The organism is Actinoallomurus acanthiterrae (assembly GCF_054775715.1).
The window spans coordinates 7,879,714-7,893,678 of record NZ_BAAHCO010000001.1 but is presented as its reverse complement, the minus strand read 5'-3'; the positions used below and the strand labels follow the sequence as shown (position 1 = coordinate 7,893,678).

Genomic DNA, 13,965 nt, shown 5'->3' with positions numbered 1-13,965 from the left:
ATTCGGGCCGAAGGAACGCACACGCAGGGCAGGCCCCGTATCGGGCCTGCCCTGCCCTCTGGGAAGACGTCCCGAAGACACGGCACGGAGACGACTATGCAGAAGACGTTCTTCGCCGGTACTCACCGCACCCGGCACCCGGCTGACACGCTCGCTGCGATCAGCCCCCTGCTCGCCTCCTACGGCATCACCCGCTTGGCCGACGTCACCGGCCTGGACGACATCGGCATCCCCGTGGTCATGGCGGTTCGGCCGCTGGCGGCCACGCTCGCGGTCGCCCAGGGCAAGGGCGCGACCCTGGACGCCGCCCGGGTCTCGGCGGCGATGGAGGCGATCGAGTTCTGGCATGGCGAACGCGCGATCCCGGCCCCGGCCGTGACCGACGCCGCGGCCGCAGGCCTGGACCTGCCGTACCCGGTGACGGAGCTGGAGCAGCACGCGGGCAGCCTGCTCACCGAACATACCCGCATGGACTGGATCACCGCGGTCTCGGCCGTGACGAGCGCACCGGTGTTGCTGCCGCGCCCGCTGGTGCGGATCGGCCGGCACGTCCGCAGCGAGTGGCGGATCTACATGCTCACGGCCTCCGCCAACGGTCTCGCCTCCGGCAACACCCGCGCCGAGGCGATCATCCACGGGCTGTGCGAGGTGATCGAGCGGGACACCACCAGCCGCCTGACCGGCCAGGCCGCCGACGCCCAGGAGTACATCGACCCGGCCACGGTCACGGACACCTGGTGCGCCCGGCACCTGGAACTGCTCGAGGCCGCCGGGGCGTGGGTCGAGCTCGTGCACCTGCCCAACCGGTTCGGCGTGCCCGTGATGGTGTGTCACCTGTGGCGCGAGGACGCCGGAAGCGCGATCGTGTCCGGCTCCGGAGCGCACCGCGACCCCGGCGTGGCCCTGTCCCGGGCCATCACCGAGGCCGTGCAGTCCCGCCTGACGCACATCTCCGGTGCCCGCGACGACATCACCTTCCTCGTCTACCGGCCAGGCCAGTACCGCCCGCCGGTCACCCCCGCCGCCGCGCGGGTGTGGCCGGACATCGCCGCGCGGCACACCACGGCGCACGCGACCGATGACGCCGACGCCATGTGGCTGGCCACCCGCATCACTCAGGTCACCGGCTGGGAACCCCTCGTCGTCGACCTCGCCGGCCCGGACCGGCCGTTCGCGGTGGTGCGGGTCGCCGCACCGGGCCTGATCTACTCCGCCCGGCACGTCATCCCCCGCCCCGAACCCGCCGGAGCCGCCGCATGACCGCCCCTGCGCTGCACGTGTTCGCCGGCCCTACCATCACGGCTGCGCGCGTCCGGACGCTCGCCCCGGCCGCGATGGTCCACCCGCCGATCCAACACGGCGACCTGCTGCGCCTGCGCCCGTCGCCCGGCGACACCATGCTGATCGTCGACGGGCTGTGGCACCAGGTACCACCCGTCCGGCACAAGGAGATCCTGCTGCTCCTCGACGAAGGCGTCACCGTGGTCGGCGCGGCCAGCATGGGCGCACTGCGTGCCGCCGAGCTGGCCCCGTACGGCATGCTCGGCATCGGCTGGGTCTACGAGCAGTACGCCAGCGGCGCGATCGACGCCGACGACGAAGTCGCCGTCACCCACACCCCCGACGGCCGGCCGCTGTCCACCGCACTGGTCTGCATCCGCCACGCCCTGGCAGTCGCCGCCGGCGCCGGCGTCATCACCCGCCCGGACGCCGACCGGCTCTTCGACCTGGCCCAGAGCATGCCGTTCCAGCGGCGCACCTGGAACACCTTGAAGTACCTCACGACTGGCGACATTGCCGAGCCCTACGCCAGCGTGATGGCGTGGCTCGATGAGCAGGAACCGGCGGTCACCAACATCAAGACACACGACGCCGAGCTCGCCATCACCCAGGCCGCCGCCGGGCAGCTCCCCGCGGCCCCCGTGCGCGGGTGGCGGACCGAGCCGTGGCGGACCTCCCATCTGCGGCGCTGGATCGCGACATATCGGCCCGCCTCCACCGAGCAGGCGCGCGTGCCGTTCATCGCGGTCCTGAACCACGCGCAGCTGTACGACCCCGACTTCCCGGCACGCTGGCGCCGCCACGTGCTCGCCTGGATCGCCTCCCACCCGCCCGGCGCCGACGACCTCGAGGACCAGGCGCTCGCCGCCGCCCACGCTCGGGGACTCGACGCGAACGCGCTCACGCCCGCGCAGATCGGCTACTGGGCGACACCGGCCGAGATCGCCGACCTGTGCCGACGGGAACTGCTGCTGCGGATCCTCGTACGCTCGGCGCGCCTGGACCCGACCGCGAGCATCTGGCCGGAAACCCCAGCCGAGGCCGCCGGATTCCTAGACGTCGACGCGAGCGCGGCGGCGGCCGTGACCGCCTGGACCACCAACCAGCAGGTGGCAGCGACCGGGCCGGGCCGTACGCCCGACCACCTCGACCCCGAACGCATCCGTACGCATCTGGCCGACGAGTGGGGCATCGACCCGTCCGACCAGGCGGCGCTGACCGCCGCCGCCCGCGATCGCGGCATCCTGTCGCTGCCGGACGCCGTGGAGGCGGCGCGGCCGTTCTACCTCGCCGCCCGCACCGAGCGGGTCAGGACCGTGACGAGGTCCCAGCCGTGACCGGCACCGCCCCAGCGGCCGGGGGTTCCTCGGCCGCGCGGGCGGGCAGCCGCATCGCCCGGACCTGACGACTGAGCAGCGGCACGAACGCGACCGTCACGATCACCACGGCGCAGCCCGCCAACGCCGGGACGACACCGGCCGCCGCAGCGAGCGGGCCAGCCAGCAGGTAGCCCAGCGGGATCGGGAGCTGCTGGCCGACCAGACTGTAGGACGACGTCCGGGCCTGCATCTCCACCGGCACCTCGGCCTGCTGGTAGGTCCCGAACGTGTTGATGCTGACGTCCAAGCCGACCCCGGTCACGAACGTCGCCGCCACCAAGACCGGCAGCGGCGCGTGTGCGGCAAGGGCCACCAGCGGCAACGCCATCGACGCGGTCGCCGTACAGGTCACCAATCCGACCCGACGGGGACGCAGCAGCAGCACCACCACCGACCCGGTGATCAGCCCGGCGGCGAACCCCGAAACGATCAGGCCCCACGCCGGCGCTCCACCCAGGTGGTCCCGCGCGTACAGCGGCCCGAGGACTTGATAGCCGATTAGCCAGGGCGTGATGCACGTTGCTCCTTGCGCCACCATGATCCACAGCCAGCGCCGGGACCAGAAATCGGTCCACCCTTCCCGCAACGCGCCGAGCAGCCGCTTGCCCTTCATCGGGGCCAGCGGCACACGAAGACGCGACAGCATCCACGCAGCGGCGACGAACGTGGCCGCGTCATAGGCAATCGCGGTCTCCGCCCCGGCAGCCGCGATCAGCACGCCGGCCACAGCCGGAGCGGCGATCTTCACGATGTTCTGGCCGAGCCGCAAGAGGGCGTTCGCCTCCCGCAGCGACTCCCGGGGAACCAACTGCCGCACCGTGCCCTGGGCAGCCGGGCCGAAGAACGCCCCCGCCGCGCCGCTGACGACACCCACCGCCAGCAACTGCCACAGCGCCGCATGCCCCGTGAACAGCAGCGCGGCGACGATCGCCTGGGTGGCTCCCGAGACCAGGTGCGCGATGATCATGATCCGGCCGCGGGGATGCCGATCTGCGACCGCACCACCGATCAGCATCAGCACCATCTGCGGAACCATGCTGATCGCAAGCACACCACCCAGCGCACCGGCCCCGCCGCCGATTTGCAGCACAGCCCATGCCAGCGCGATCGGCGCCATCGACGAGCCGGTCTGCGACACCAGCCGCGCGGCCAGAAAACGGCGGTAGGCGCGGCTGGACCTCACAGGAAGAACAGCCTCTTCGAACCGTCCCCTCCGTCCGCTAACTCTCCTCGACCGCATCGGTCCCTTCGGGCTACCGAGTACCACCGCTACACCATGCACCAACGGTCACGAGAGAGTGCCCCTGCCTTACCAGATTCGGTATTGACCGCACCCGGTCATTGAACCGCCGGAGCTTCGACGGCAGCGAGGCACGGGCTCAGTCGACGTAGCCGACCGGTTCCGGCGAGCCAACGGGCACGCCCCATGCGTCCTCGGCGATACGCGCCGCGATCTTGACCTGTGCGACGGCGGGCTCGCCCCATCCCAACACCTGCGGAGCCTCCGCTAGCGACGTCATCAGCCGGCCGTACGTGCGCCCGCCGTCCGGGTCCGGCCGGCGCTCCTCGAACGAGCCGATCAGGCCAGCCATCCGAGCCTGGGCGTACGGCTCGCGATGGCGCCGATGGACATCCTGGTACCCGAGGTAGACCGCGTCGCTGACCACGACCTGGTTCTCCTCGAACGCCTCGCGCACGAGCGTGTCCACCAGGTCGCCCTCGAACGGTTCCGGCGCAGGCCCCTGAGCAGCAACCGAACGGCCAGTGGCGTGAGCGAGCCGTCGGTGTCCGGGTTACCGCCACTGACAGTTCAGATGCGGGTGGGCGTCGGACGGCCGGGATCTTGTAACGGTTTGATCGCGGTGGGTTTACCTTCTACTGATTAGTCGTGCTTTGCGGGCTATGTCGGTGGAGTTCTTGGCGGACGATAAGGCGGTTGCGTACGGGCGGCCATTGCAGAGGCATTGATCAACCATGCCACGAGTCGGCGCCCCTCATCGACTTCCTGCTCGGCCCGGGGGAGGACTGCCCAGTACTGGGTGTAGCTCTGCCGGACCGCGTCCTCGGCGGACGTTGGAGAGGCCGACATGCTGGGAGCCGCAGGGGCGGAAGTGGTTGGTAGCGCAACCGCGTGATGACTCTTACCGCATGCTCCGACAACCAGTACAAGAAGGACACCCACGCCTGCCATGAGGGACGTGGTGCTAGGCCGCTGTCCTTCCAGATTAGTGATCATGGTGGGCATGGGGGTTTCACCAAAACTGTCGCTTGCAGTGATGTCACTGGTTATCGAATGCATAGAGTAGCCGTTTGGCAACGGCCTGTTATTTGGTGAAGATCGATTTGGGCGAGGAAAACAGTCCCTAGGCTTCCGAGAGTAGAGACGCCTCATGGCACCTGAACACCATGGGCCAATGCCTCGGCGTCGAGGCTTCGGCAGGGTTCTGCGCAGCTTGACCGCCGCCCTGGTACTCATCGCCGCCACAGCAGGGCTGCCGCTGGTGTTCATCGCTGTGGCGGGGGCGCCGATACCCTCCCGGCTGCCCGACTGGAATCAGATCAACACCACGCTTTCCCGTCCCGACGACGGAACGCTCCTGCTGGGATTCATCAAGTACCTCGCCTGGCTGCTGTGGGCGATCTGGGCATCGCTGGTGCTGCTAGAAGCCGCTGCGCAGATACGAGGGCGACCTGCTCCCCGCATACCAGGACTCGACGGCCCTCAGCGGCTCGCCGCACTGCTCATCACGAGCTTGGGGGCGACGGTGATCGGAACGTCGCTGTCGATCAGCCGAGGAGGGACACTACCGGCCGCACCGGCTGCTCTGACGGTGGCCACCGCTCCCCGGCACGCGACAGCCGCAGCGCACGAGCTCGAGTCGGAGCCGGCGAAGCCAGAGGACCGACCGGCTGCTCCGCCCTACGGCCGAGCCCATCGACCGACGCAGTCTGAAGGCACGACCGACGCCGAGGTGACGGCATCAGCCTCGCAGGCGAGCCGGCAGCGTGAGGTCACGATCCGATTCACCTTCGATTCCTCCGAAGTGTCGTCGTTCGCGCAAGAGGCCCTCGCCCGGGCGGCTCGAGACATCCGTGAACATACGGACCCGGCCCACCCAATCGTGATCACAGGTCACACCGATTCCATCGGTCCGGCCGCCTACAACCAGCGCCTATCAGCGCAGCGGGCTCGGTCCGTACGCGATGCGCTCGCCTCGCTCATCGGTCCCCACTATCGCTTCGAGGTACGCGGAAGAGGCGAGACGGAGCCGATTGCCGCCGAGACGCGGCCGGACGGAGGTGATGACCCTGCGGCACGTGCCCGCAACCGCCGAACGGAGATCACCTACGTCGTCAAGCGGTCCGCACAGCCGCACGCCACGCCGAGCCCGGCACCAAGCCATCAGGGCGGCGACAACGGAGGGACGGTACCGGCGGCCCCGGCGACTCCGAGCGCTGAACCGACCACTGCGTCCTCGCCGACTGCGTCGGTACCACAGAGGCCGCCGGCTCCGGTTGTCTCCCAAGACCCGCCGGTCACGACGTCGCCGACGCATCCACCGACCACGGTGAACCTACCGTCCGGGGCGATGGTGGGTTTGAGCTTCGCCGCCGGCGTAGGAGCCGCACTGGCCGTCTCCCGGCTGCATCGGCGTCGTCGTCACCGAACCCCCGATTCTGGCCCGGATCTCGGAACGCGCGAGCCCGAACACCCACCTGTCGTACGGCGGCTCAGGCGTGCCGACCTGGCTGCGCACGTGAGTGGTCACGTCGATCCGGCGCAGGCTTCATCAGAGAATGGCGCGCTGCAGCTGTTTCCGTTGGCGTCGAGCGGCCGCATCGTCTTGGGCGTCCGCAATGACGAGGACGTCACGGTTCCGATCGGTGGTCTCGTCGTTGGTCTTGCCGGCCCAGGGAGACGGGGTGCGGCTCGGGCGCTGCTGCTGGCGTTGCTCACTCACGCTGGTGACCACGATGTGGAAGTAGTCATTCCCCGGCGCGACGCCGCCGGACTCTTCGCGTTGGACCCGGACGACGTCGACGAGCTTGCCGGGCGCATCCCGGCCCTGAGGGTCACCTCGGACCTCAGCGCAGCGTTGCGGCTGCTGGAGTCGGAGCGGATCCACCGGGCCCGCCTCCTCGACACCACGACCGATGCGCAGGATCTCACCGCTGTACGCCAGACCGACCCAACTGAGCCCTTGCCGCGCCTCGTCCTAGCCGCTACCACGAGCAAGGAACACGAGCGTCGCGTTGAGGCCCTCGCCGCGGCGGCCGGCGTCTACGACATGGCGATCGTCAGTCTCGGTGGCCTTGGTGAGCACCCCGGCCCGACAGTGCATCTGGACGACCACGGAAACGTCACCTCCGTGGACGGCGCAGATCCCGGACTGTGGCAGGACCTGCGGATGTTCCATGTCACCACCGCCGATGCCCACCAGGTCCTGGACGTCATTCGCGACGCCCATGGCACGCCGGAGCCCGAACCCGGCCCCAGACCGGTGAATGAGACGGCCGCAGCCGACACGGAACCAGCGCCGCCGGTGCTTGAAGAACCAGATGCCACCAGCGAACGCCCCGTACAGCTACAGGTCCTTGGGCTCCCGATCGTGAGAGTCGGCGATCGCGAGCTGGAGACCGGCATCCGCGGTAAGGGACGGGAACTGCTGAGCTATCTGGCTGTCTATGCCAACGGTGCCACTCGAGACGCGCTCCTGGCGGCGATGTGGCCCGACGTCGACCGCAAGTACGCGGTGATGCGTTTCCACGCCGCCCTGCACGACGTACGGCGCGAGTTGCGGCGCGCCACCGGGATGGTGGACGAAAACTTCATCGTGGTCGTCGCCGACCGCTACCGCATCGACCCAGAGCTCATGAGCGTCGACCTATGGCGATTCCAGACCGCGTTGCATCGTGCGTCCCACGCCGAGGATGACCAGACCCGGGTGGCGTTGCTGCAGGAGGCCGCGGACACGTATGAGGGCCATCTGGTCTCCGAGGTGACGTATGAGCAGGCGTATGAGTGGATCGAGCCGGAACGCGAGGCGCTCCGCCGGCAGGCCGTCGAGGCACTCATTCACCTCGCCGCCCTTTACGAGCCACAGGAACCAGAGCGCAGCCTGACGGTCCTCGAGCGGGCCAGATCTCTCGACCGCTACGCAGAGGAGATCTACCAGCGGATCATGACCCTGCAAGCCCGCCTCGGCCGCCTGGACGCCGTACGGCGCACCTACCGGCTCTTGGAAACCTCTCTCGAGGAACTGAGCGTCGACCCCAGCCAGGAGACGCAGCAGCTGCTGTGGCGGCTGCTCCATCCCCAGAGACGGCCGTAGGCGGCAGCGGCCACCTGCCGCCGCGCCGCCGGCCGGGCCGCGCCCACCACCGCGCGCGGCATGGCGGCCGTGACCGGATTCCTTAGCGATGCTCCTGGCCTGGGATGGCGTTGGACGCCTACACGGGAAATCTGTTGGTCATGTCATCTTCGGAGGCCATGGTGCACTCCTCACGGGCCGAACCATACGACCGCGACGGCGATCGTGAGCATCAGCAGGCCGACGCCGGCCGTGATGACCGCGGCGCGGAGGTCACGGGCGCTTCGGCGGGCAGCGAGGCGGTCATCGAGGATCAGGTCCTCGGTGGCGAGCTTGCGTGGGCGTGGCGGAAAGCCGTGCGCGGCGCGGGTACTGAGGAAGATACCGGTTGCAGCGGTGGCGACGGCGGCGAGCATAAGGATTCCGATGACGATCCGCGTGGCGGTCGCGTGGCCGGTGATCAAGGTACGGCCGGACACCAACGCGGCGGTCAGGATCACGGTCACGAACCCGGCCAGTCCCGTGCGCCACTGCTCGGCCTGCTTGCGGATGTGCTCCAGCTCGGTCCGCCGCAGTTCCTGCAGGCGTTCGGCCCGCCATCGGGTCAGCGGAGTGCCCGGCCGATCCCGGTCTGACCTTGACGGTCATTGCCCGTCCCAGGCGACGAGGAGGCGCCATGACCTGCCGCAGCCGGTGGCGCCGTCGGGACTGTCGGGATGCGTGAAAGCGCACGCGCAGATCGCTTCGACCTCCGCCTCGCCGCCGGCGTTCGAGGCGCGCACCAGCTCGACCGGTTCGATGTGGACGGTGCCGCCGCGGCAGGCCGGGCAGGGGCCGCTGACCTCGATGTCCACCGGCCGCTGTTCGTCCGGGTACAGGGTGACCCGTGCGGTGGCCGCGGCGATCTCATTGAGCTCCTGGGACGTGACCACCGCGTACGGGATCGGGTCGTGGTCGGGTGCGGTCATCGATGATCTTCTGGTGATGGCAGTCCGCCGTGACACAGAAAGGCACCCCACTCTCGGATGGGCCGGTCGTCTGCCGCGAAAGCGGCTTGGGTTCGGGTGAGCGCGGCGGCGGGTTCGCCGTCCCGAAGGGAGTCGTAGAAGGCCGTCATCAGCTCCGCGGTGGCCCGGTCGGGGATGGGCCACAGCGACGAGATGACTGTACGGGCGCCGGCGATGGTGAAGGCACGGTGGAGCCCGAAGACCCCTTCCGCGTCGCGTACCGCGCCGATCCCCGTGTCGCAGGCCGACAGGACGACCAGGCCGGTCCCGGTCAGGTTCAGGTGGGCGATCTCGGCCGTGGTCAGGATCCCGTCGCCGCCGGGGAGGTTGGCGCCGGTGAGCGCCAGGCCGGATCCGGCGAGGCCGCCGAGCCAGAATCCGTGGGTCGCGAGGTGGACGACCGTGGGAGGCTCATCGGTGAACAGGACGCTCTTGCTCGCCTTCGGCCCGCTCACCGCGATGGTGCCGAGCCGCTCGGCGACCTTGCGTCCTTCCTCGGCGCCGCCCGGCAGGGCGTGGAAGACCGGCTTCAGCGCGGCGCGTCGCCGCCGGTCGCCGTAGTCGCCGTAGTCCGGGTCGGCGATCACGAGTGCCGTTCCTTCGTGTGCGGGTGGGCGGTCCTGCAGGAGGTCGCGGGCGCTGCCGAGGTAGGTCAGGATCGTGTCGGCGACCAGGGGGGTGCCCCGTGGGCCGATCAGGGTGGCCAGTGGGATTCTGTGCAGGCTTCCGTCGGCGACGACGACCAGCCGCGATACGGGCGGCGGGTTCAGGGGCGCGATCACCGCCCGGTACAGCTCGGCCGCGAGCGGACGCCAGTCCTGTGGTGGAGCGGCTGCGCTGATCCGTACTCCTCGGCCGCCGCGGGGTGCGATCGCCGTACGGTAGGCGTCGACCATCGCGTCGAGGTCGTCGGCCGGTCCCAGGCTGGCGAATCGCACCGACTCGGGCCGCCCGGCAGCCAGCGCGAACGCGCCGTACCACTCCCGCGCGGGTCGGCGTGGATCGTCGCTGTGGTCGAATCGCACGTACTGCAGGAGAAGCGAGTCCGCCGGCAGCGCCGCGGCGAGCCGCTCGACCGTCACCGTGACGAGGTCATGGTCGCGGCGTAGCTCCGGGATCCGGCTCGACAAGCGGGCTTCCAGCCGATCGCGTTCTTGCTCCCACGCACGTACGGTCCGGTACGGCGGGGGCGTGGCGCCGAACGTCGCCGTCGCCAGCGACTCGTCGACCTCCCGCAGGCGCCCCAGGTCGGCGCTCAGATCCGGGTGGCCGCCGGAGAGCACGGACCGGCGCTGGCGTACGACGGCGTCCAACGTGAGACCGGACCGTTGCACCACGATCCGCAGGACGGCGGCGACCGCGTCGGGGCCGAGGTCGTGATCCCGCACCAACATGCTGAGTGCCGCGTCCCGCGCGCCGTACAGCGTCGCGACGTACTCCAGCCGCTGCCGGTCGGACTGGGTCGTGAAGATCGGTCCGATCCGCTTGTTCTCGCCGTCGACTGCGGCGGACAGCAGCGCGAGAGCGTCCGCCGAACGCCCGGCGGCGGCGTGCACCGAGGCCAGCGACGTCATCGCGCGGGTCGTGATCCGGTGGCTCTCGCCCAGGATCACGCCGGCGTCCGCCACGACCGCCGCCAGCTCGGTCTCGGCCGACTTGCGGCCGAGCAGGAAACCGGCGTGGCCGTAGGCCATCCGGTCGATGACCTGACGCGCCTTGTCCGCGTGCTCGCCCTGACGCCGATGCATCGCCAGCGCCCGGCGCAGGTAGCGCCGGGCGCGCCGATGACGGCCGACGGCCAAAGCGGCGTGCCCCAGATGGCTGAGGCTCTCGGCGATGGCCGTGCCGTTCGACCGTCCATACCGCCGGCGCAGTTTCAGCGCCTGGCGCTGTCGTGCGACCCCGTCCCGGACGTCGCCCTCCCGGACCTGGATGGCGGCGCCCTGGCTGATGTTGGCGGCGTACAGTAGCGCGGTGTCCGGGGAGTTGCCCCTGACTTTTGCCAGGACGGCATTCGCCTCCTCGACGGCTTTTGCCGCGCCGGCGATGTCGCCGACGTCGCTTCGGATCCGGGCGAGCAACTGGCATCCGAAGGCGTACCGGACATCCCGGACGTCACGGGTCATCTCCAGCGCCCGCAGGCAGGCGTCCAGGGCTTTGTCGTAGTGGCCGGCCTTGTGGTGCGCGTCGGCCATCCCCCTCAGGACGATCTCCGCGAACGGCGACGCGGCCCCGTCCGCCCGCAGATGACCGCGGTATGAGGACTCGTAGAGGTCGATCGCGACGCCGTAGTCCGCCTGCGCCTTGTACAGCGACGCCAGGGTGTACTCCACGGCCGCCTTCGACTGGTAGCCGGCGGGCTCGTCGCGCACCATCGCGTAGGCGGCCAGCGCGGACTTCCACGCCTTGTCCAGATCGCCGGCCCTTCGATGCTGGACGGACTGAAGCGCGAGCCTCAACGGTTCCGGAACGTCGCGAAGAAGGGGGCTCGCCGGGCTCAGCAGCCAGCCGGTCCAATCGAACGTCACGGGATCTCGACACCCCTCATGGCGCCCAGCGTGTCAAAGATCTCCAAGACCACCTCGGGAGTGTAGAAGCCCGAGTCCAAGGCCCGCTGTTTGCTGCGGAACGCACGCCAGACCCGCACCGGGACGAGCATCCACCCCGCACCACCGACGATCTTCATGGCCCTGGCCTCACGCCACAGCCTGCGACGATCGGCCCACGTCACCCGCAGGCCCGCCGAGACCCGTACATGCTCATGCGCGGCGTCCGTTCTGCCGTCGATCACGGCGGACAGGGTCGACAACACCAGCGCGTCACGACGGTTGAACACGTCCAGATCAGGCTCGGCGAGCACTGACTCGACGATCTCAAGTGCGGTGACATCATCGCCGCAGCCGAACAGCAACCGCGCTTCCATCAGCCTGTTGTCATCCCGCTGTATCCGCAGCCCCGCCCTGCTGAACTGCTCGACGCGGTGGGCCAGCACCGTACGGGCCTCCCCGAGATCCCGACGTTGCAAGGCACCCGCCAGCGCCGCCCCGGCGGTATGGGCACGCAACAGCGCCAGCACGCGGTCCATGTCGCGTCCTGCCGCACGGGCGCATCGCTCGACCGCAGACAGCGCCTGCTCCACCAACGCCAGCCAGGCCGCGAAGGGATCACTCGCCCGTGCCTGCACCGTGCCCGGAGCCACCAAGGCCACGTTCAGCAGCGCTTCCGCGGTCGGCGCCCGGTTGTTCAGGCTCTGCAGGGCCCGTCCGGCGAGCGCGTTCAGCAGGCGGGCGTCCGGCCTACGCCGTACGACCGCGCGTGCCGCCCAGTCGTCAAGGATCGTTTCGACGTCAGAGAGCTGCACCAGATTCTGGGTGATCACTCCATTGATCGGGGCCGTGCCCAGCGCCCACTGCGTCGCCAGCGCCGCTCCGGCCATCACCACCGACGTCACCGGCAACGCGGGCGGCGCGTCTGGGTACCGCAAGGCGAGAAACGCTGCCAGCAACCCGCCCTGCACGAGAACCTGACGGACCCGCATGCCACCAGGAATCAACCACGGCCATGCCGGGTGCGGGGTGGGATACGTGAGGTGCGCGACGAGGGCGAGCAGCGGCAGAACCACGACCAGCAGCCATTGCGGCCGGAACGCCGAGAGTTCGGCGACCGCCGCACCACCCAGCGGTGAGAAGACAAGGTAGGCGATCACGGCCAACCGCACGCAGTCGCGGCGCTGGACTTGCTTGCGCCACGGCCCCGGGAGCGTCCCGGTCAGCCGGTACCAATGCCCCCACACGAACACAGCGGCCGGCACCGCCGCCGACGCCCACCCCGACCACGACCAGATCGCCCACACGACCGCGCCGACGGAGGAGGCGAGCAGAAGGACTCCCCAGGGCATCGTCCCCTCGGCCGTGTCAAAGGCCTCGGTGAACATCGCGGTCAACCGGGACGACAGCAGCGCCAGCAGCGCGATGACGAGCAGCGGGACCGCGAACCACAAGACGACGGTGTCATCGGGCCGCCATACCAAGAACACCAGCAACGTGCCCAGTCCCAGGCCCACGGCGCGGTTCAGGCCCAGCAGCACCGCCACCACCAGCAGGCCGACCCCGGTCAGCCGCTCCAGCAGCGGCGCCACCGCGAGGGCCAGCGCCATACCGACGACGATCTGCACGAGGTAGCCGCCCACGGCTCTTCTCGTCAGGACACCGCGCCGCTGCCGCCGAATATTGAGCCTCAGCCATCGCGCATGCCTGCGCATGAAGATCTCACCGACGAGCGCGACCGCTACGGCCGGAATCACCGCCGAACCCTCACGCCGATCACCAGCGGCATCCCGCCTCCTCACGTACCCCCACCCGCTACATCGAGACCCACGACCTTCCTGTTTCGGCGATTCAATCCGTAATACGGCCAGACGTCGACAAGTTCACGTTTGAGGATCTTGGGTGGTAGGGAGCATGTCTCGAAAGGCATGACCCGCGGTTACTTCCACGCCGCCATTTCTGCCTGTAGCAGGCGATCAGGGCATTCCGTCGACGGTGGCACCCGGCTAACGGATGGCGAACGCTTGGGCCGCGGCGTTCGTGGGCGAATGCCGACGAACACGGCGAGGCTCGCATCGGCGCGGGTGAGCAGGACCTCTTCCAGCTCATGCGGGTAGACGTTGTACCCCCGGATAACCATGCCCTTCGCGCGGTCGATCAGGGTCAGATTGCGACATCGCCGGTGTGCAGCTGCTGGCGTCGATCGCCTCGGCGGTCGCCTCCGGGCGGTTGGGGTAGCACTTCACAAGGTTGTCACCGCGCAACATTCCTGAGGCTGCGGGAAGGCCGTTGTGATCAACAACGCGGACGCCACCCCGAACTGGCCGTGTCACCGGACCGGGCGCCGGGCCCGCACCAGAACGCATCCAGACGAACCGCAGCGAAATTGCTCATGATCAACCGGAAAGCCCGCACACCAGCAATGCTCACAGCCAGCAAC

At 69.6% G+C, this 13,965-nt stretch carries 9 protein-coding genes; 3 read left to right on the top strand and 6 right to left on the bottom strand.

The features are described from left to right. The first annotated feature begins 96 nt into the window (after positions 1 to 96). Both ACYVF7_RS37205 and ACYVF7_RS37200 read left to right on the top strand, forming a co-directional pair. The gene (locus ACYVF7_RS37205; protein WP_460349948.1) at positions 97 to 1,260 is read left to right on the top strand and encodes a YcaO-like family protein; all 1,164 of its coding nucleotides are present in this window, start codon (positions 97 to 99) and stop codon (positions 1,258 to 1,260) included. Beyond that, a complete protein-coding gene (locus ACYVF7_RS37200; protein WP_460349946.1) occupies positions 1,257 to 2,618 on the top strand; it encodes a TfuA-like protein in 1,362 nt (453 codons plus the stop codon). The genes ACYVF7_RS37205 and ACYVF7_RS37200 overlap by 4 nt, the downstream gene beginning before the upstream one ends. Here the strand turns inward: ACYVF7_RS37200 and ACYVF7_RS37195 are convergent. Together ACYVF7_RS37195 and ACYVF7_RS37190 are read right to left on the bottom strand one after the other, a co-directional pair. Continuing rightward, positions 2,590 to 3,843 (bottom strand): MFS transporter, encoded by a 1,254-nt coding sequence (locus tag ACYVF7_RS37195; protein ID WP_460349944.1) that lies wholly within the window; start codon positions 3,841 to 3,843, stop codon positions 2,590 to 2,592. The two genes, ACYVF7_RS37200 and ACYVF7_RS37195, sit on opposite strands and share 29 nt — an antisense overlap. A gap of 196 nt (positions 3,844 to 4,039) precedes the next feature. Then, positions 4,040 to 4,369 carry a hypothetical protein gene (locus ACYVF7_RS37190; protein WP_460349942.1) on the bottom strand — a complete coding sequence of 110 codons (330 nt, stop codon included), beginning with the start codon at positions 4,367 to 4,369 and terminating at the stop codon, positions 4,040 to 4,042. A 744-nt stretch (positions 4,370 to 5,113) separates the two neighbouring features. Between ACYVF7_RS37190 and ACYVF7_RS37185 the strand changes: the two genes are divergently transcribed. Continuing rightward, positions 5,114 to 7,993, top strand: a complete 2,880-nt coding sequence (locus ACYVF7_RS37185) for an OmpA family protein (RefSeq protein ID WP_460349940.1) — start codon at positions 5,114 to 5,116, stop codon at positions 7,991 to 7,993. 170 nt (positions 7,994 to 8,163) lie between these two features. Here the strand turns inward: ACYVF7_RS37185 and ACYVF7_RS37180 are convergent, their stop codons facing one another. The 4 genes from ACYVF7_RS37180 to ACYVF7_RS37165 form a co-directional block, all read right to left on the bottom strand. Then, positions 8,164 to 8,478 carry a hypothetical protein gene (locus ACYVF7_RS37180; protein ID WP_460349938.1) on the bottom strand — a complete coding sequence of 105 codons (315 nt, stop codon included), beginning with the start codon at positions 8,476 to 8,478 and terminating at the stop codon, positions 8,164 to 8,166. A gap of 138 nt (positions 8,479 to 8,616) precedes the next feature. Next, a complete protein-coding gene (locus ACYVF7_RS37175; RefSeq protein WP_460349936.1) occupies positions 8,617 to 8,940 on the bottom strand; it encodes a hypothetical protein in 324 nt (107 codons plus the stop codon). Beyond that, positions 8,937 to 11,507, bottom strand: a complete 2,571-nt coding sequence (locus ACYVF7_RS37170) for a CHAT domain-containing protein (RefSeq protein WP_460349934.1) — start codon at positions 11,505 to 11,507, stop codon at positions 8,937 to 8,939. The genes ACYVF7_RS37175 and ACYVF7_RS37170 overlap by 4 nt, the downstream gene beginning before the upstream one ends. Next, entirely contained in the window at positions 11,504 to 13,168 is a 1,665-nt protein-coding gene (locus ACYVF7_RS37165) for a hypothetical protein (RefSeq protein ID WP_460349932.1), read from the bottom strand. The genes ACYVF7_RS37170 and ACYVF7_RS37165 overlap by 4 nt, the downstream gene beginning before the upstream one ends. Between the last annotated feature and the right edge of the window lie 797 nt (positions 13,169 to 13,965).

What these genes read in the sequence shown, in the direction of transcription:
- ACYVF7_RS37175 (WP_460349936.1), bottom strand. Translation starts at nt 8,940, where the DNA reads ATGACCGCACCCGACCACGACCCGATCCCGTACGCGGTGGTCACGTCC.
- ACYVF7_RS37200 (WP_460349946.1), top strand. Translation starts at nt 1,257, where the DNA reads ATGACCGCCCCTGCGCTGCACGTGTTCGCCGGCCCTACCATCACGGCT.
- ACYVF7_RS37205 (WP_460349948.1), top strand. Translation starts at nt 97, where the DNA reads ATGCAGAAGACGTTCTTCGCCGGTACTCACCGCACCCGGCACCCGGCT.